At 61.4% G+C, this 18,629-nt stretch carries 16 protein-coding genes and 7 pseudogenes; 15 read left to right on the top strand and 8 right to left on the bottom strand.

The features are described from left to right. The 3 genes and pseudogenes from K408_RS0130560 to K408_RS44175 form a co-directional block, all read left to right on the top strand. On the top strand, positions 1–445 hold a 445-nt coding region (locus K408_RS0130560; protein WP_028146074.1), incomplete at its 5' end, for a transposase. Between the two features lie 57 nt (positions 446–502). Then, positions 503–844, top strand: coding sequence for a copper resistance CopC family protein (locus tag K408_RS0130555; RefSeq protein WP_028139113.1), 342 nt, complete (start codon positions 503–505; stop codon positions 842–844). Between the two features lie 288 nt (positions 845–1,132). Beyond that, positions 1,133–1,657, top strand: a pseudogene (locus K408_RS44175) (copper resistance D family protein); the annotation flags it as partial. Between the two features lie 651 nt (positions 1,658–2,308). On the opposite strand, the pseudogene K408_RS43675 reads toward K408_RS44175, so the two are convergent. The 5 genes and pseudogenes from K408_RS43675 to K408_RS0130540 form a co-directional block, all read right to left on the bottom strand. Then, positions 2,309–2,476 (bottom strand): annotated as a pseudogene (locus K408_RS43675) (ISL3 family transposase); the annotation flags it as partial. Between the two features lie 118 nt (positions 2,477–2,594). Beyond that, entirely contained in the window at positions 2,595–3,287 is a 693-nt protein-coding gene (gene istA / locus K408_RS39280) for an IS21 family transposase (RefSeq protein WP_245265958.1), read from the bottom strand. Beyond that, entirely contained in the window at positions 3,284–3,553 is a 270-nt protein-coding gene (locus K408_RS43165; protein WP_210163721.1) for a helix-turn-helix domain-containing protein, read from the bottom strand. Before K408_RS43165 ends, istA begins: the two co-directional genes overlap by 4 nt. Positions 3,554–4,150: 597 nt before the next feature. After that, positions 4,151–4,432 carry a hypothetical protein gene (locus K408_RS42380; protein WP_155248752.1) on the bottom strand — a complete coding sequence of 94 codons (282 nt, stop codon included), beginning with the start codon at positions 4,430–4,432 and terminating at the stop codon, positions 4,151–4,153. Continuing rightward, positions 4,377–5,207: an IclR family transcriptional regulator gene (locus K408_RS0130540; RefSeq protein WP_024342764.1), complete on the bottom strand. Its 831-nt coding sequence runs from the start codon at positions 5,205–5,207 to the stop codon at positions 4,377–4,379. The genes K408_RS42380 and K408_RS0130540 overlap by 56 nt, the downstream gene beginning before the upstream one ends. Before the next feature lie 151 nt (positions 5,208–5,358). On the opposite strand from K408_RS0130540, the gene K408_RS0130535 reads away from it, so the two are divergent. Genes K408_RS0130535 through K408_RS41420 form a run of 7 tightly spaced genes read left to right on the top strand, consistent with a single transcriptional unit; the run spans position 5,359 to position 12,456 of the window. Further along, positions 5,359–6,129 carry an SDR family NAD(P)-dependent oxidoreductase gene (locus tag K408_RS0130535; RefSeq protein WP_024342765.1) on the top strand — a complete coding sequence of 257 codons (771 nt, stop codon included), beginning with the start codon at positions 5,359–5,361 and terminating at the stop codon, positions 6,127–6,129. Positions 6,130–6,176: 47 nt separating this feature from the next. Further along, positions 6,177–7,880, top strand: coding sequence for an FAD-dependent oxidoreductase (locus K408_RS0130530; RefSeq protein WP_024342766.1), 1,704 nt, complete (start codon positions 6,177–6,179; stop codon positions 7,878–7,880). A 34-nt stretch (positions 7,881–7,914) separates the two neighbouring features. Next, complete coding sequence (locus K408_RS39275) at positions 7,915–9,063, top strand: ABC transporter substrate-binding protein (RefSeq protein ID WP_024342767.1); 1,149 nt, start codon at positions 7,915–7,917, stop codon at positions 9,061–9,063. A 51-nt stretch (positions 9,064–9,114) separates the two neighbouring features. Next, positions 9,115–9,990, top strand: a complete 876-nt coding sequence (locus tag K408_RS0130520; RefSeq protein ID WP_024342768.1) for a branched-chain amino acid ABC transporter permease — start codon at positions 9,115–9,117, stop codon at positions 9,988–9,990. 2 nt (positions 9,991–9,992) lie between these two features. Further along, entirely contained in the window at positions 9,993–10,955 is a 963-nt protein-coding gene (locus K408_RS0130515) for a branched-chain amino acid ABC transporter permease (protein WP_024342769.1), read from the top strand. Next, a complete protein-coding gene (locus tag K408_RS0130510; RefSeq protein ID WP_024342770.1) occupies positions 10,952–11,734 on the top strand; it encodes an ABC transporter ATP-binding protein in 783 nt (260 codons plus the stop codon). The genes K408_RS0130515 and K408_RS0130510 overlap by 4 nt, the downstream gene beginning before the upstream one ends. After that, positions 11,731–12,456: an ABC transporter ATP-binding protein gene (locus tag K408_RS41420; protein ID WP_028139116.1), complete on the top strand. Its 726-nt coding sequence runs from the start codon at positions 11,731–11,733 to the stop codon at positions 12,454–12,456. The genes K408_RS0130510 and K408_RS41420 overlap by 4 nt, the downstream gene beginning before the upstream one ends. Positions 12,457–12,462: 6 nt before the next feature. Here the strand turns inward: K408_RS41420 and K408_RS43670 are convergent. Both K408_RS43670 and K408_RS41415 read right to left on the bottom strand, forming a co-directional pair. Then, positions 12,463–13,159: pseudogene (locus K408_RS43670) on the bottom strand (ISNCY-like element ISBva1 family transposase); the annotation flags it as partial. A gap of 335 nt (positions 13,160–13,494) precedes the next feature. Beyond that, positions 13,495–15,040: pseudogene (locus K408_RS41415) on the bottom strand (integrase catalytic domain-containing protein). On the opposite strand from K408_RS41415, the pseudogene K408_RS42950 reads away from it, so the two are divergent. From K408_RS42950 to K408_RS44005, 5 genes and pseudogenes are all read left to right on the top strand, one after another. After that, positions 15,030–15,779, top strand: a pseudogene (locus tag K408_RS42950) (IS21 family transposase); the annotation flags it as partial. The pseudogenes K408_RS41415 and K408_RS42950 sit on opposite strands and share 11 nt — an antisense overlap. Positions 15,780–15,949: 170 nt before the next feature. Then, positions 15,950–16,639, top strand: a pseudogene (locus K408_RS44435) (IS256 family transposase). Further along, on the top strand, positions 16,617–16,760 hold the full coding sequence (locus K408_RS44430) for a hypothetical protein (RefSeq protein ID WP_283805292.1): 144 nt from the start codon (positions 16,617–16,619) through the stop codon (positions 16,758–16,760). The pseudogene K408_RS44435 and the gene K408_RS44430 overlap by 23 nt, the downstream one beginning before the upstream one ends. Continuing rightward, the gene (locus K408_RS44425; RefSeq protein ID WP_366864308.1) at positions 16,735–16,938 is read left to right on the top strand and encodes a transposase; all 204 of its coding nucleotides are present in this window, start codon (positions 16,735–16,737) and stop codon (positions 16,936–16,938) included. Before K408_RS44430 ends, K408_RS44425 begins: the two co-directional genes overlap by 26 nt. 345 nt (positions 16,939–17,283) lie before the next feature. Further along, a pseudogene (locus tag K408_RS44005) lies at positions 17,284–18,386 on the top strand (IS256 family transposase). Here the strand turns inward: K408_RS44005 and K408_RS42945 are convergent. Beyond that, entirely contained in the window at positions 18,283–18,546 is a 264-nt protein-coding gene (locus tag K408_RS42945) for a hypothetical protein (protein ID WP_196232426.1), read from the bottom strand. The pseudogene K408_RS44005 and the gene K408_RS42945 overlap by 104 nt on opposite strands. Between the last annotated feature and the right edge of the window lie 83 nt (positions 18,547–18,629).

The raw sequence follows: 18,629 nt of genomic DNA, 5'->3' as shown, positions 1-18,629 counted from the left end.
TGGCCTCTTCGTGCTGCACGCCAGGGCTCTGCCCGATAACCCGTACGACGGTCACACCTTGCGCGACGTCATCGACCGCACCGAGACGCTCACCGGCTGCGCGATCGAGCGGGCCTATGTCGACAAGGGATACCGCGGCCACGACGCGCAAAATCCCCGTCGCGTCTTCATTTCGGGTCAAAAACGCGGCGTCTTCGGTATCATCAAGCGCGAGCTGCGCCGCCGCTCCGCTATCGAACCCATCATCGGACACCTGAAGACCGATGGTCACCTCGGCCGCTGCTACCTCAAAGGCCGCGCCGGCGATGCCGCCAACGTCATCCTCTCCGCCGTCGGCCACAACTTCCGCCGCATCCTCGCCTGGCTCAGGGCTCTTTGGTGCCTAATCCTGCGCGCCCTCATCGCTGCAATCAGCGACCGCTCATCGCTGCAATCGGCTTCTTAACGGACGACTATCTCGCACGGGACTTCCGCCGGCAATAAGAGAGCTAACCGCTGGAGATTGTCGCTACTTCTCGCGTTTGCCTTATTGCTGCTCTACTCGCAAAGAGCATTTTCTCATGCAATCGTCATACAGTCCTCCCCGGCGGTCGATGCCAGTGTCGCCGCTGGCGACGTGGCAATCCGCCTTCGTTTCAACAGCCGCATCGATCATGCTCGTTCGAAGCTGCGGCTCTATACAGCCGATGGCAAAGAGATCATCTTGAAAACTGATCCAGATTTACCACACAGCCTCGAAGCGGACGCCAGAATTCTTGCGATTGGCGCCTGGCACCTGCGTTGGCAAGTCTTGAGCGTGGACGGTCACATCACCCGCGGCGATATTCCCTTCAGCGTCCGCTAAAGCTCGCTGTGTCATCCTTCCCTGAGATCTTTGGCTTTCTTTCGGTGATTCTGCGCGGCTTATTTCTCATCGCGCAATCTCTCACGCTTGGCGGCATCGGTTTTACAGTTTTGCTTTGGCAGCCCTTGAGCTTACGACTTTCGACTGAAAGCTCCGAAATAGGAAGGCGATGCCGTATCATCCTTGCCAATAGTAGCATCGCTTTCGCCATCTTCACGCTCAGCACTCTGATAGTCAACGCGGCGGTGCTTGCCGGTACCTTGGATCTCCCCTGGCGAGATACGCTCGATGCTGATTTCGCTCGGGCCGATATCGCCATCGCTGGCCGCGCTTTGCATCGGCCTCTTAAGCTGTGGACGAGAAAGCGGGTGGCGAACGGCAGCGCTGATCAGCTTCGCGGTCGCGGCTTTGGCCGGACAGCTTTCCTTGACCCATGCGGTGAGCCGCCCAGGTTTGCGCTGGCCCTATCTACTCGCAGATGCGTTGCATATGACCGGCGCAGCCATCTGGATCGGCGGCCTCCCCTATTTTCTTCTCGCGTTGGGTCTCTCTCGGGACGGCACCGATTGCAGAGTTGTTGGGCGACGTTATTCGGCTATATCGCTTACCTCTGTCACAGTCATCATTGGCAGTGGGATGCTGATGGCCTTCGGTTACATCGGCGTGCCTGAGGCGATCTATGGCACGGCTTGCGGTGTCATGGTGACGACCAAGATTGCACTTCTCCTCATGTTGCTCGGGCTCGGCGGAGCGAATTACCTCATCGTGGAAAAGCTACAGCGCGATCCGTCCACCTCCATTCTTCGTTTGAAGCGTTTCGCGGAGGCCGAGATCGGCATTGGCCTAACTGTCTTGCTGGCTGCAGCCTCGCTTACGTCCTTGCCTCCGGCAATCGGCCTTGTGCAGGACAGGGTTACCTGGCCGGAAATTGTCGAGCGCTTCTCGCCGCAATGGCCGCGCCTCACCAGCCCCAGCTCGGACCAACTGACGATTAACCAGTTGCAGGCCCAAATCGCTGAAGCGGATGCGCGGCGAATCCCAGGGCCCCGGGCTTATGTGCCTGGAGAAGGCATTATATTGCCCCGCAATGCGGAAGACGTGGCCTGGTCCGAATACAACCACCATTGGGCTGGCATTTTCGTCATGCTGATCGGCGTTCTCGCGTTGATTCAGCACTCCAGATGGGGCAGATGGGCTCGGCACTGGCCGCTGCTCTTCATGGCTCTGGCAGCCTTTTTGTTTTTCCGCGCAGATGAAGAAGCGTGGCCAATCGGTCAGATCGGCTTTTTCGAATCGATGCGCGATGTGGAGGTGGCGCAGCATCGAATATTTGAGCTGCTTATCGTACTTTTTCGAATGGAGAGTGCAAACGAGTCCCAAAAAAGACCAAAGGGCGACCCTGGCCTTTCCGCTGCTGGTTGCCATCGGAGGCGCGATGCTGCTTGCACATTCCCATGCTTAGTCATATCCACCGCCACGATTGCGAGCGACGACCGAGATCGTGGGATGAGCCGCCAGCCAGGCTTGGGCGGTCGCGGGCTCACGATCCGGCAGCAAGGTAACTACCCGGCGCCTTTCCGGGTTGCAGATGATGCTGGCGTATCGGTGATTGCGCCGCCAAGCCCAATCATCATCGCAGTGGACGCCGTGATACGCCTTGCTCCAAGCATTCCGCTCGCTGATTGCCGACCTTTACGGGCAACTGCTCCTCGACCAGATAGGGGTTCTCCGGCAGCGGCAGCAGTTGCCGCTATTCCTGAGCCAGGGCCTGCCGAATGGTCATGGTCCGATCCTCGGGACAGGGCCGGTCGGCCGCCTGGCCGCGACACCAGTGCTCGGCCTGGGCGTTCAGGTCGGCCAGATCGGTAAAGCTGCGCGCGGCGAAGAAGGCGTCGCGAACGTGACGAATCGCGCGTTCAACCCGGCCCTTCTCGTTGCCGCGGGCAACCGCCACGGGCCGGGGTTCGAAGCGATAGTGGCCCGCGAATGCCAGGAGCGTCGGATGAAAACGGATTGCCTCCCCCTGGCGCTCGAGCACCGCGCTCTTCAAATTATCGTAGAGCAGGACTCTCGGCACGCCGCACCAGGTATTGAAGGCGCCGACGTGGCCGCGCAAAAAGTTCTCCATTCGCGCATCGAGGAAGAAGCGCAGGTGGATGTCGCGCGAGTACGAAAGCACCATCACAAAGGCCATCAGCGGCCGGCGGGCGCGACTGATCTGTATATGGCCAAAGTGAGCCCAGTCGACCTGGCCCTGCTCGCCAGACAGCGTGCGCAGCCGCAGGTAGGCCTCGGCTGCTGGCCTTGGCCGATACAAGCTGATCAGTGTGATCAGGGCCGCCTGGTATCCGCGTTCGCGCACCATGGCATGCAGCCGGCTGGCGGTGATGTCGGGAAATTTGGTCAAGGTCTGCCGGATGAACGGCAGATAAGGGTCGATCATGGCGGAGCGCAACTGCGGCCCATGCCGGGGCGGTCCAGCCTGCGCAGCACGCGACGCACGGTCGTGTGATGCAAGTGGAGCTGGCGCGCGATGGTGCCGCAGCGCCACTTCTCGACGTGATGCAGGCGCAGAATCCGGGCCTCCAGTTCACCGGGATAGTCACGAACACGCTCCGTGGTCAGTCGGGTGGATCGAGGGAGGGCCTGCGACGTCGCACGAAGTCGAGCCGCACGAACGGTGGCAGCCGGCTGCAGCAGCGACAGCATCGTGATGAACGCGAATCGCTGTCGCCGCTGGGCCTTCGAGACATGCCGGTTGTCCGCCGGCGACAGCGATCGAGGCCGGCGGCACTACATCATCCATGGCCGGACAGGGTGAACCCTGATGCGTCACGATTTTATTGCGGGCCCGGTAACGTCGGGCGCGAGCCGCATGCAGATGGCGGCCGCGACGGGTGCGTTGATAGCGCCGGCCGGCGTCGCGCACGCTCGCCCGTCGCATCGTCCTGGAGCACTCGGCAGTGCAATAGCGCTGGCCGCGATCGCAACGGCCACAGATCAGCACCTGGGCCCGGCAACGGGCACACAAGAACAAGCGGCCTGCGGCCTGCATCGGCGATCCCCGGCAAATGCCGAAGACGAGGCCGACGTGAGGCTCGACGGATGCGCGATGGCCGCTATACTGCGCGCCACGCAATCCGCGGTCTGCCGATCACGCAGACTGTTGGTGGATTGGGTACAGGCGCGGCTCCGCTTCACTTTGCAGGGTTACGACGGCGCCGCGCCTGTTGGTCTGTTCAGGGACCCGTTCCCTATCCGCCGAGGCGGGGCGCTGCGCAACCCGGGGACAGCTCCCCGCCTCGGCTACCAGCCCGTCGTGGGGAAACAACGTCTTCCGCCATCCGCAAGGAAATAGCTTCCCGCCCAATCTCGCCGCGCGCACGATGTCGCCAGATTTACGCGGTTCTCGAAAGCCATTGATAGTGCGTCGATGCCGCGCCGCTCGATCGCGCCGAAAATCTTGGCGTAGACATAGCCAGCATCGGCGGTGACCGTTTTGATGTCGATGCTCGCGAAATGTCCGTGGCGCTCAGCTCGAGCCTGGTTCTCTGTACCCGAGGGATCCGGAAAGTCGTCGGGCTGCATCGGCGACCACCTTGCCCAAGACTCCATCTGGGCTTGCGTCCACCCGATTTGCTCGGCCGAAGACTGTCAAGGCCATGCAAAGGCTGCCGGTCACATCGAACACCGGAGCGCTCACCGCCCCATACCCGTCGCCGCCTCCATCAGACATGCAGGCAAATCCACGCGCCCGGGTTTCCTGGATCGCTCGAGCCAAGATGGCGCCATCGTGCGGGACGTTCAGCCTTCCCGATCGCCGATTCTGTTCGAGTTCGCGCTCGATCACTGTATCGGTTCTGGCGGCATCTTCGAACGAACAGAACAGTAGCCCAGTTGCGGAATAGGTCATCGGGCAATGATGGGTGAGCGCAATCGTCGTAGCGAACTCGTGGCGGGCCTCGATGATGCGGATCATCGTAGGTCCTTTCTCCCCCCAAACTGCCAGCGCGGCAGTTTCGCCGACTTGGTCGACGATTTCGCGTAAGGTCGCCTCCGCGAACCGGAGCGGCTCGAATCTCGAGAACCCCTTTAGGCCCAACTGTAGTGCGATTGGGCCAAGGTCATAGCGCGCCGATACTCCGTCGCGGGTAGCAAGACCGATCCGGATCAGACTCACCAGGTAGCGATGTGCTTTGGCGGACGGCATCCCAGCGCGCTGCGCCAGTTCCGCCAGCTTCAAAGGTCCGTCGGCTTGGATCAAGGCGTTCAGGATGTCGCCGGCGACTTCAACCGACTGGATCCCGAGTTGAGGCGACTCCGAGGCGCTTCTCCTTGTTTGCGCGCGATTCTCTCTCAGCATGCGACCGGCCTGCCCAAACCGAAGGTAATTGTCAAAACCAAAAAAGCCTCTTGACGCGTTTCGAGAAGGAAATAAGAATTACAATATAAGAATTATGTTACACAATATAAAATCTAGCTTTCGAAATGGATCGCACTTTGGGAGGAACGTCATGGTTGGAGGAGCGGTCTCCAGGCTCTTGGAAGGAGACGTCGCTTTCGTCACAGGCGCAGCCCAAGGTAATGGAGCTGCGATAGCGCGAGGAATGGCCGCCAGCGGTGCAAGCGTGATCGTTTCCGATCTGAATGCAGCAGGAGTTGGGGCGGTGGCCGAGGCTATAGTGAGCGCTGGCGGGAGAGCTGTCGGCATCGGATTGAACGTGGCAGACCGAGAGGCCTGTCAGGCGGCGGCGGCTCGCGCGGCAGAATTTTTCGGCGACATTTCGATCCTTGTGAACAATGCCGGCATCACTAGACGGACACCTCCCGACGATCCTGCTTTTCTCGACCACTTGGACGAACAGATAGCCATAAACGTCCGGGGCTGCGCCACCATGGCGATCTCGCTGCTTCCCCAACTCTTTCGCACGAAGGGCCGGATCCTCAATATCGGCTCGATCGCATCATTCGTTGCCTACCAGAATTCAGCGGCCTACGCGGCTTCGAAGGGCGCGGTGAAGCAATTGACGACGGCCCTGGCGGTCGATCTCGCAGAGCACGGCATCAGGGTCAACGGGATCGCGCCGGGCGTCATCGCCACGCCGATGACCGAAACGACGCGCGCCAATCCCGATGCCATCAATCGCTTCCTCCGTCACACGCCCATGGGGCGAGTGGGCGAACCCGACGAGTTGGTAGGCCCGGCCATCTTTCTGACCTCGCGGCTCTCCTCCTACGTCACCGGCGTCATGCTCCCGGTCGACGGTGGATATCTGGCGAACTGAGCGCAGCGTCCCGATCAAGAGCACAACGTCGACAGCAGGGAAGTTCGATGCCCGAAAGTCTTCTGGAATACGATCTCCTCGTCGCCGGATCGGGCGCAAGCGGACTCACGGCGGCCGTAGTCGCGGCCAAACACGGACTGAAGGTCATCGTCGTCGAGAAAGAGGCAGTCTTCGGCGGAACGACAGCCCTCTCCGGTGGCTACCTGTGGATACCCAATAATCATCTGGATGCGGCCGAAGGCATCAAGGATTCCATGGATGCCGCGCGGGCATACATGCGTCACGAAGCTGGCAATCACTACGACGCGGAGCGGGTCGAAGCCTTCCTCGAAGCCGGGCCGAAAATGGTCTCCTTCATGCAAGACAAGACGGCCGTCCGTTTCGAGGCTTCCCCTCTTTTTTCGGACTATCACCCCGATGCCCCAGGCGGAACACCTGGTGGCCGGTCGATACTCACGAAACCGGTGGATGCTAAAATTCTGGGCGAAGACATCGAGCGATTGCGGCCTCCGCGCCCCGAACTCACTCTGTTTGGTCTCGCCATTGGATCCGGTAAAGAGCTTTGGCACTTCTACCGAGCTACCCAGCGTCTGGAATCCTTTGTCTATGTGGCGCGCCGCCTTACGAAGTACGGTTTCGATCGGCTCCTAAAGGGACGAAGCCAGCTTCTGACGAATGGTAATGCTCTGGCCGCCAGGCTTTTCCGCTCCGCGCGAGATCTCGGAGTCGAGTTGTGGCTGGACAGTCCGGTTAAGGCCCTTCTTCAGGACGAGAATGGGGCCGTGACGGGTGCCGAGGTTCAGACGCCGAAAGGCTCTCGTCATATCGTCGCTCGTCACGGTGTAGTCTTGGCTTGCGGCGGATTTCCTCTGGATATTGCTCGTCGGCAAACGCTCTACGGCCACCGCGCGGATCTCGACGAGCATTGGTCTGCAGCCAGCCCGGGCAATACGGGCGATGGCATTCGTCTCGGGGAGACCGTCGGCGGAAACGCGGTGAAAGGCTATCCGAATGCGGCGGCTTGGGCTCCGACGAGCTTGGTGCCGCGCGAAGACGGCACCAAAGGACCGTTCCCTCACTTCATTGATCGCGGCAAACCTGGAGTGATCGCCGTCACGCGCGCGGGACATCGTTTCGTTAACGAGTCGAACAGCTATCATGACTTCGTCCAAGGCATGAAACACGCATGTTCGTCGGACAAGCCCGTCGAGGCATTTCTGATCGCCGATCACAAGACCATCCGAAAATACGGGTTGGGCCATGTGAAGCCGGCGCCCCTGCCGCTTGGTCCGTCAATCCGTTCGGGATATCTCATCGTCGGCGAAACGCTTGCCGACCTCGCTAACAATGCCGGCATCGAGGTTGGCGAGTTCGAAAGGACCATCGCCAAATGGAACGCCGACGTTCCCACCGGAACGGATTCGGTCTTCGGAAAAGGATCGACAGCGTACAATCGCTTTCATGGAGATCCAAAAGTCAAGCCGAACCCGTGTATGGCGCCGATCGCGAACGGCCCCTTTTACGCGGTTCGCGTCGTTCCCGGTGACATCGGTACCTTCGCAGGCCTACGCACCGACGCTCACGCACGAGTCATCGACGCGAACGGACGTCCGATTCCCCGGCTCTACGCAGTCGGCAACGATATGGCGAGCGTGCTGGGAGGCAACTATTCCGGTGGTGGCATCACGCTGGGTCCCGGAATGACTTTCGGGTACATCGCGGCCCTGCATGCTGCGGGCGCAAGATCTTGAACCGGGATCAATCGATAAACAAGGGGGAAATACCATGGTGATACGCAGAGCGCTTCTTGCGGCAGGTCTCATCGCGACAGTGATCCTCCCGGCTAACGCCGAGGACAAGGAGATCCGGATCGGTGCCTTGATGGCGGCAAGCGGTCCTGCAGCGTTCCTCGGCGCTTCGCAGAAAAACGTGTTTGAGCTGCTCGTCGAACAGATCAATGCCCGCGGTGGTATGTCAGGTTATAAGGTCAAGCCCTTCTTCTATGACACTGAGGGCAACGGAACCCTCGCGGCACAGCAGTTCAGGCGCCTCGCAGATTCCGACAACGTCTCGGTCGTAATCGGTCCGTCGACCACGGGCGAAAGTCTCGCCATCCGGTCGGTTGCGAACGAGATGAAGGTGCCGCTGATTTCGATGGCCGGCGCCGAAACCGTTGTCGTGCCGCCTACACCGTTTGTGTTCAAGACGCCGCCCACCGATCGCATCGTCGCCGAGCATCTTCTGGATTTTATGAAGAGCAAGGGCATCCATTCCATCGGTCTGCTGTCTTCGAACGACGGATATGGTCAGGCGGGTGCCAGCGTGGTGAAGGAAGTCGCCAGCAAGACCGGAATGAAGATAGTCGCAGCCGAGGAATTCGGACCGCGCGATACGGACATGACACCGCAAGTTCTCAAGATTCGATCGAGCGGCGCCGACGCGCTTCTTATCTGGAGCGTGAACCCCGGCCCGACGATCATCCTCAAGAACGCCGCCGCCGTCGGCTTCAACAAACCAATCTATAATTCTTATGGAGCTGCAAGCCCTCAGTTGATCGAGCAGGCCGGTGCGGCCGCGGAGAACTCGTTCGTATCTTCCATGCGTCTCCTTGCACCGGAGAGCCTTCCCGCGGACGATCCCATGCGTGCCGTGGTCAGCAAGCTCGCGGAGGACTACAAAACCAAATACAAGTCGGACGCCACGACGTTCATCGGTCATCCAGCCGACGCGCTCAGGCTTGTAGAGGAGGCGGTGAAAAAGACCGGCAGCATTGATCGCGCGAAACTCGCCGAAGCGATGGCCGACGGCATTAGCTTCCCGGGGGCGAACGGCATATTTAAGTTCACGGCTGACAACCACAACGGCCTCGATGCGTCGTCTCAGTCAATGGTCATGCTCAAGATTCAGAACGGGAAGTTCGTCGTGGTGAAGTGATCGGCGCGGCCGACCGCACACGCGTCACCCGGCTACCCTCCGAAGGATTCGATGGATATGTTTCTCCAAGTGGTGGTCTCCGGCATCGTCGTAGGCTGCGTCTACGGCATGGCTGCGTTGGGCTTCACCATCGTCTACAATGCGACTAAAATCATCAATTTTGCCAACGGCGAATTTATGATGCTTGGTGGAGTGCTTCTGGCGGGACTCGTCGCCGCCGCGAAAGTGCCGATCCCGGTCGGAATCCTTGCCGCGATTGCCGGATGCGCGCTCGTCGGGTGGGTCCTGCAGCGCGGCGTGCTCGATGGGGCGCGAAACTCAGATCCCCTCACGCTCGTCATGTTGACGATCGGGTCGGCATTGGCATTGCGGGGCGCCGCTGCTCTCGCCTTCGGCAGGGATGTCAGCTTCGTGCCGGAATTCGGCGTGCTCCCGCTCGTGCTGCTCGGCAATGTCTACATCCCTAGCCAAGGGCTTTGGATCATTATGGTTCTCGTCGTCGTCAGCGCGGCGCTCTGGTACGTTTTTTCCCGGACGATGCTGGGAAAGGCCATGCGTGCCGCGAGCCAGGAACCTCGGGCGGCCGCGCTTTGCGGAATAGAACCCAGGCGGACGGCGGCTCTGGCCATGATCATGGCCGGCTCCATCGGGGGTCTCGCGGGGGCGATGCTCGCTCCGATGTCCGCGGCATTCTACGAAAACGGCATTTTTCTCGGACTGAAAGGCTTTGCGGCCGCTGTCGCCGGGGGATTAGGCAATCCGCTGGGCGCCGTCGTAGGTGGCCTGTTGATAGGCCTCGTCGAGAGCCTCACCTCGGGATTCGTGGCATCTGGCTTCAAGGATGCGGTAAGCTTTATGCTTCTCATACTCGTGTTGATCCTGCGGCCTCAGGGGCTCGTCGGAAAAGCCGTCGTGCGCAGGGTCTGACGATGACACTGCACAAGACTTCGAGGCTGCGTCGCGACTGGCAGATTTTGGCGTTGGTAGCCGCTTTACTCGCACTCGTCGAATTCTGCGTATCGAGCCAATTTCACCGTTCGGTCATCATCTTGTCGATGATTCATTCGGTTGCGGCCGTCGGGCTGACTTTGCTTGTCGGCTACGCCGGCCAAGTATCGCTCGGACACGGAGCCTTCGTTGGGATCGGTGCCTACACCGTAGCGTTCTGTCTACAGCGGCTGGGATTGCCTGTCGTGTTCGCGCTGGCCGCAGCGGTCGTACTACCCGGCATCCTCGGATTTTTGATCGCTCGTCCAATCCTGAGATTGTCGGGACATAACCTCGCTCTCGGTACGTTAGCGCTGGGTGCGGTCTTCTACGTGGTAGCAGCACAGGTGCGCGATGTGACCGGCGGGCTCGATCCGGGGATCGTCGATCTGCCGAGCATGGCCTTCGCGGGTCTCGCCCACGAGCGCGTGGTCTTCTGGCTGTCGATTTTCGCGCTCTGCCTTGCCGCAGCGATAGCAGCCAGTATCGTCGACGGTCGGTTCGGACGGGGATTGATGATCCTGCGATCGTCGGAGCTCGTCGCCGAATGCATAGGCATGAACACGGCGCGGGCGAAGTCCATGATTTTCGCCGTTTCCGCCTCGCTCGCTGGCTTGTCTGGAGGGCTCCTGGCGCTCTATCTCCGCTCGTTCAATGCTTCCGCCTTCGGCGTCGGTCTTTCCATTGAGCTTCTAATGATGGTGATCGTCGGCTCATTGTCCACGATCTGGGGAGCCATGTTCGGCTCCTTCGCTATCATAGTCCTGCCGAACCTCCTCGAAGGATTTGATCAAGCCAAGCAAGTGGTCTATGGGGTCGCGATGATCTTGATCATGTTGTTCGCGCCGAACGGCTTGGGCGAGACCTTATTCCGCGTTTTCACGTTCCGGCGGAAGTCGGCATGACGCTCCAAGCGACCCTTGAAATCGCTGGCGTTTCCAAAAGCTTCGGCGGTGTCCACGCCGTTGCAGACGTGTCGTTTTTCATGGCGCGCGGCGAGGTGACTGCCTTGATCGGTCCGAACGGGGCCGGAAAAACGACATTGATCAACCTCCTCACGGGTGTTCTCCCGGCCGACCGAGGAACGATACGCCTCGATGGACGCGATCTTGCGGGAACGCCCGCATATATGCGTGCTAGGGCCGGAATCGCCCGCACCTACCAAACGCCGCAGATGGCCCAGGGCATGAGCGTTCTGATGAACGTCATGGCGGGCGCCTATCGCTTCGGAAAGCATGGCCTGCTGGGTTCTCTACTCCGCCCATGGCTTGTCATGGCCGACAACGAAGAACTTGCCGAACGCGCCGGCACATGCCTCGCGCGGGTAGGGGTCTCCGAGGAATGGTGGGGGCGGCCTGCGGCCGATCTGCCGTACGGCCATCAGCGCCGGGTCGAAATCGCGCGCGCACTCGCGCAAGACCCGAAACTTCTGCTGCTCGACGAACCGGCAGCAGGGCTCAACCGGAGCGAGGCGGATGAACTCGCTTCACTCCTCGTGAGCATCGCCGCCGATGGCCGTGCCGTCCTGCTAGTGGAACACGATATGGGAATGGTGATGTCGATTTCGTCCCACATCGTCGTGCTGAACTTCGGGCGAAAGCTGGCCGAAGGAGCGCCAGAAACCATCAAGGCCGATAAGGATGTAATCGCGGCATATCTCGGGATAGTCGAGGAAGTCGCATGACGGCCCTCATGGAGGTCGACGGCCTGCGGGCGGGATATGGATCGGTCGAAGTATTGCACGGCGTTTCGCTCTCGGTGCGAGAAGGCGAAATCCTGGCGCTCGTCGGAGCGAACGGCGCAGGGAAATCGACGCTACTGAACACTATCTCCGGTTTCATCCGCCCCAGCGACGGCGACATTCTCTGCCGCGGACACTCTATTCTCGGTAGGGCGCCGGCAGTCATCGCTCGTGCCGGGATAAGACACGTGCCGGAGGGGAGAAGGATCTTCGCCGAACTCGCCGTCGAGGAAAACCTGATGCTCGGCGGGTACGGCCTAGACCGAGAGCGAGTGCTGGAGCGGATGAAATGGGTCTACGAGCTCTTTCCGAGGTTGATCGAACGACGCTCGCAGGCTGCGGGCACGATGTCGGGCGGTGAGCAGCAGATGCTCGCGATCGGTAGAGCCTTGATCGCAGATCCGAAGCTATTGATGCTGGACGAGCCCTCGATGGGCCTGGCTCCCATCGTCGTCGCGGAGATATTCAAGCTCATCGTTAAGCTGCGCGACGCCCACGGGCTAGGCATTCTTCTGGTTGAGCAGAATGCGCACGCGGCGTTACGCATTGCCGACCAGGCATGCGTTCTTTCCCTGGGTTGTGTCGTCAAGCAAGGCACGGGCGCGGCGCTGCTTTCGGATCAGACCTTCATCGAAGCGTTTCTGGGAGGACGATCGAGCGTCTGAATGTGCGTAGATTTCATAGTCGACGATGATCTGGTTTTCGGCTTCTTGCAGCTTGATCATCTTGCCGAACTCGTTGGGCTTGCCGGCCTTGCCCTTGCGGATGACCTCGGTCGACGGCTCGAACACGTTCAGAATCTTGCCCTCGACATGGGTGTCGCCATGGAAGAGGCGCGCCCGGGTCTGACGCATCACCTGCCGCACCAGCGGCACCATCTCCTCAAGCTCCGCGCGCAGGCCCTCCAGCGCGATTGCTGCAGAACATCCGCCGATCGCTTTACGCCTTGCGATATCTCCGCCGAGAACCGCTTCGCCTGTCCTGCGACCCGGCTCGTCGTATCGAGCAAGCGACGATACCGCCGCTGCAGCCGGTCCCGGTTGAGCGGGACCTTGGCGCGCGCTATTCGCGCGATCTCGAACAGACTGCAGCTTCACGCTCCGGCTGCGGTCATGCAGCTTGGTTCCGGCCGCGCCGACGATCCCCGTGATCTTCTTCATGGTCCGGGTTAACACCCCACACTCCGTCCCCCAGCAGCGTGCTGTCGGTCGGATAGTGGATGTTGGTCTCCACGACGATCGTGTCCACGCGCATCCGCCGTCTCGCGATGACGCCGTTCTCATGGGCAAGCTTCACGACCCGATCATGAACCTGCCTGAGCACTTGAGGGCCGACCGCCAGGCCCCATCGGCGCATGGTTGCGGATTCCAACGCAGCCGGCCATGCGTTCCAATTCGAAGCCGGCCAGGTATTCCGATCTGAAGCCGGCCACCCGTGGCGTCTTTTGCGCGGCGGCGATCAAGGTGAGACTTCGTATTGCCTCACCCAAGTTTGTTCCCGAGCCTATTTTCGTTTATTCCTGTCAAGTGAGGCGATGCCGCGCATCGCGCAATTGTCCTTTCCGGCATGGCAGCCCGATGGCGGCGCGCGCAGGCGCCGTCAAGGTTGGCCGTCGGATCGACCTGGAGGCTGGGGCCGAAGTCGACAGGCCACACCTTGACGGTGACGAGCACGACGCCACGCTCGGTCCATCCGGATGGACTTTAGGTTTGCAAACCTGCGGCTGATGTTGGCTCCGGACGCTGTGCGTCTGCGAGAGTAGCTTCGGAGGCTCCCAGATCTCGCCCGAACACGAGTTCATGTGCCATGGCGCTACGCCAGATCTTTAGGCGCCGTTGCACTGTGCGTACAAGCCCGTCCGGATATTCTCCGGGGTACTCGGCCTGCAATCGGTCGAGCAACTGACGACCGGACAAGGACGGATCGGCGTCGAACCAGGAATGCAGATCATTGGTCACCGCGACGAGAGGGTCGAGACGGCGCCGGCCGCGCTTTGCTTTCAGCTTCGGCTGAGATGTCGGACGAATCTCCCCACCTTGCCAGGCGGTGCGCAGCCCGGCGACGAAGCTGTCGAGCGGCACCGTCGGCTCCGACCTCGAGGCCGCGATCGACGCGTTGTCCGCCGCGTCCGCGAGCGGAGAAGTGCTCGTTGTGCGCTGCGTATCTCGGCCAATAGCCGGACCGGATCGAGATCGGCACGAAGCTCGGCGATGCGCTGGCGCGATACGGCGTCCACACGACCATCAGTCAGCAGTCGGTCGCACGGCGTCAGCGGCTTGTGATAGCGCTTCTTCACCTGGGCACCGTTGCGCGTCTTCTCAGCGAGCTTGAAGCACGGCTGGAAGGCATTCACGAACAGTCGAGCCGGCGCGTAGAGCTTCGCCAGTTGCTCGGCTGCCGCGACCCCTTCGTATCGGCGATATCCGACCATTCGCCGAACGATGTCGCCGTTCTTCTGCTCAACGTGCGCCTGATCGTTCTTACGATACGGCCGACATCGCGTGAACTCGATCTTCTCCGTCGCGCAGTAGTCACGTACTGTCTCGTTGATGAACACTGTATCGTTGTCGGTGTCGAAGCCCAGCAACGGGAATGGAAGCCTACGGCGGACCTCGCGAAGTACATCCACCAGCACGGTCTGCTCGCGAACCACGAGCGGCGCCAGCTCAGTCCAGCCCGATGCGATATCCGTGATCACCAGCGTCTGCACGAAAGACCCACGCGTCACCGGACCAGAATGTGCGAAAAGATCCGCTTCCACGTATCCAGGAGGTGGATCGCGCCAGTCCGAGAATGTGCGCACAGGGATCGAGCGGCGAATCGTTGAGATGGCACCCGCTCGCCTACGCTTTGGGCTGCACTGCTCGCGCTGGGGCCGCAGCCCTCGATCAATCGTGGCCGCGCTCATCCACAAGAGAGATGTACGTACTTCGGCGGTGAGCGCCAGATGGCCGTGGCGCTCCATCGCCTCGATCAGTGTCGGTATGATCGCCTTCAAGCGCTTGCCGCATACTCGGTCCGACGCCTCCCAAAGCACAATCAGCGCCCCGCGCTCGGCTTCTCCGTAGATACGCCGTGACGGCCGTGATGCCTACGCTTGCTTTGGGCCGGACCAGCACGCAATACGCGCATCGCGTGCTTCCGGTGATAACCTGCCGCAGCGGCAAACTCGTCGATGATCCTCTTCTTGTCAGGCCGACTGCTTCCTCTGTAGCGCTCGCTCACTGTCAGCAACTCGTCCACGGCCAAGGCGGGGTTCCCGAAAGCGAGTGCCTATCGGATCGAGGGCGACTCGCGCCTGCCATCGCAGAAGAAGACGCCGCGGGGCCGGCGCCGGTCCGATCCGCTCGCGCCTTATTGGGAGACCGAGATCGTCCCGATCCTGAAGGCTGCGCCCGGCATCCGCGTGATCGGCGTGCTGGACGAGCTGCGCCGACGGCATCCCGACCTAGCCCCCAACATCCGACGCACGCTGGAGCGGCGCATCAATGCCTGGCGGGGCTCAACGGCCCCGAACAGGACGTGATCTTCCGCCAGGAGCACGAGCCCGGCCGCCTGGGTTTGTCCGACTTCACCGGCACGAGCGCGCTCGGCATCACCATCGCGAGTGAGGCTTGGCTCTATCACTTCCGGCTGGCGTTGTCCGGCTTCGAGCATGCCCATGTCGTACTCGGCGGCGAAAGCTTCGTCGCCCTGGCCGAGGGCCTGCAGAACGCCCTGTGGGCGCTCGGCGGCGTGCCGCGGGAGCATCGCATCGACAGCCTGTCGGCGGCGTTCCGCAATCTGGCGGCCGATGCGCGGGAGGATCTGACACAGCGCTACGCCGGACTGATGGGCCATTACGGCGTGGCGCCAACGCGCAACAATGCAGGCATCTCATTTCAAGCTAGCCCTGGAGGATGCGCTGCTGCTGCGGGGCACGCGCGACTTCGCCAGTCTCGATGACTACCGGGCTTTTGTCGACGAGATTGTCGGCCGGCGCAACGCCAACCTCGCCACGCTCGTGGAGAAGACCCCTGATGCCGATCTCTTGCGCGAAATGATCGGCTTTGCCGCCCAGCGGCTGATGGAGCTGGAAGTCGAAGGCCAGGCCGGTGCAGCCTACGGCGAGAAGAACCCCGAGCGTCTGGCCCAGCGCAACGGCTACCCCGCGACCGGATCTGGGAAACCCGGGCCGGCACCGTCGAGCTTCGCATCCCCAAGCTGGGCAAGGGCTCCTACTTCCCGGGTTTCCTGGAGCCGCGCCGGATGGCAGAGAAGGCGCTCACCGCCGTGGTCCAGGAAGCCTATGTGCAAGGCGTTTCGACCCGCTCGGTCGACGATCTGGTGCAGGCGATGGGGATGAGTGGCATCTCCAAGAGCCAGGTAAGCCCGCTCTGTGCGAAGATCGACCACAAGGTGAAGGCGTTCCTCGCCCGTCCGATCGAGGGTGACTGGCCGTATCTGTGGATCGATGCTACCTACGTGAAGGTGCGCCAGAATGGCCGCATCGTGTCGGTCGCAGTCATCGTCGCGGTCGGCGTCAACAGCGACGGCCGGCGCGAAGTTCTCGGCATGGACATTGGCCCGTCCGAGGCCGAGACGTTCTGGACGGCGTTCCTGCGCAAGCTCGCCGCCGCGGCTTGAGTGGTGTCAAGTTGGTTGTCTCCGAAGCCCATGAGGGTATCAAGGCCACCGTCGCCAAGGTGCTCAATGCCAGTTGGCCAGCGGTGCCACGTCCACTTCATGCGCAACGCACTGGCCCATGCCGGCAAGAGCGGCCGGCGCGTCGTCTCCGCCTTCATCGCCACCGCGTTCGCCCAGGACGATGCCGAGGCCCGCTCGCATGCAGTGGCGCAAGGTCGCTGACCAGCTCCGTCCCAAGCTGCCCAAGCTTGCCGGCTTCCTGGACGAGGCCGAGACCGATGTGCTAGCCTACATGACCTTCCCGCTCGACCAATCCGATCGAACGCCTGAACGGCGAGATTAAGCGCCGGACCGAGGTCGTCGGCATCTTCCCCAATGAAGATGCCATCGTTCGCCTCATCGCGATCCTGCTCGAGCAAAACGATGAATGGGCCGTCCAGCGCGCCCGCTACATGACGCTGGAAACCATCGCGCCATTGAGCGATGATCCCACCGTCAGCCTTCCGGCGATCGCCAGCTGACCTGCCCCGGCTCTTGCCGGTGAACGCGGTCTCCCGCCGCCAGCTACACCACGCAACGGGGCACGATCTGTTGGAGCGGGTTGGAACCTAAAGACGTCTACCTGCGGGATTCAAGTCCCAGTGCGGGCAGATCGTTCGGGCGACTAATAATGGCCAACAAAGAAGAGCCAAAGCGAGGACATCGAGGAGCAGCGCAGACTGATCGAAAAGCTTCGACGCAAGAAAAGTTAAGGTGGCCCAAGTTGGCTGCGACCTGTTTCGGCCAGCCTCACCTTGCCGAGCAAGTCGCGAGGGTGTCCAGAAGGATGTATAAGTATGTGAGTTTACCTTTGAGGGGAGACTCACATGAGGACTGATTCGACGATCACTCCTGAACTGCTTGACCAGCTTCTGGCGAACTACAGCAAGCCAGAGGACCTGACTGGCGAGAACGGGCTGTTCAAACAGCTCAAGAAGGCCTTGATTGAGCGTGCGCTCGGCGCGGAGCTGACCGAGCAGGCAGCTTCGAGCCGCAGTTCGTCACCAAGGGGCAGACCCGGTTTGATGGCTTCGACGACAAGATCCTAAGCCTCTACGCCCGCGGCATGACGGTGCGGGAGATCCAAGGCCACCTGGCCGAGCTCTACGGCACCGAGGTCTCGCCCGATATGATCAGCCGGGTGACCGACGCCGTCCTCGATGAGGTTCGGGAATGGCAGAGCCGGCCGCTCGACGCGTCTACGCGATCGTGTTCTTCGATGCGATGCGGGTCAAAATTCGTGACTAGGGCCTGGTCAAGAACAAGGCAGTTACGCCGCGCTGGCCTACAACAGCGACGGCGAGAAGGACGTGCTCGGGCTCTGGATCGAGCAGACCGAAGGCGCCAAGTTCTGGTTGCGGGTCGTCAACGAACTCAAGACACGTGGCGTCAACGACATCCTGATCGCCGTGGTCGACGGGCTGAAGGGCTTTCCGGAAGCGATCACCTCGGTCTACCCGCAGACCCTGGTGCAGACTGCATCGTGCACCTGATCCGCAACAGCCTTGCCTTCGTCTCCTGGAAGGACCGTAAGGCGATCCTGCCCTCGATCAAGACGATCTATCGGGCCGAGAGCGCCGACGCGGCGGCGCTCAGGCTTGCGGAGTTCGAGGCCGAATGGGGCAAGCGCTATCCCGCAATCGGCCAGATCTGGCGCAATGCGTGGAGCATGTGGTGCCATTCTTCGCCTTCGCTCCAAGCATCCGCAAGATGATCTACACGACCAATGCGGTCGAGGCGCTGCATCGTTCGCTGCGCAAGATCATCAAGACCCCCGCCAGCTTCCCGACCCGACGAGGCGGCGCTCAAACTGATGTTCCTCGCCATCAGGAACGCCGGCGTTCATTGGCGGCGGCCGGTCGAGTGGACCGCCGCAATGGGCCAGTTCGCCATCCACTTTGGCGCTCGGTTTCCAGGAACCGCCCGCTGATGAGCACAATCGACATCACGGCGCCGACGATGATCGCTTGGTCCGAACCTTGGCCGTCAAGCTCCTGCGGCGCGCCGCTGCGCGGCTTGACCGCTCGGTCCGGCCAAGCAGAATTGTCCGCCATGCGGTTGATGCCAATCTTCAATGCCTTAAACACCAACTTCAACCTTCACAGAAATCGCTTACACAGAATTTCGGACATTCCCGGAGGACTTGCGCCGGCAACAATAGAGCCAACCGCTG

The sequence above is a fragment of the Bradyrhizobium sp. in8p8 genome, assembly GCF_000426845.1.
GTDB classification, from domain to species: Bacteria; Pseudomonadota; Alphaproteobacteria; order Rhizobiales; family Xanthobacteraceae; genus Bradyrhizobium; species Bradyrhizobium japonicum_C.
The sequence above is the reverse complement of the archived record's forward strand: the minus strand, read 5'-3'. Positions and strand labels throughout refer to the sequence as shown.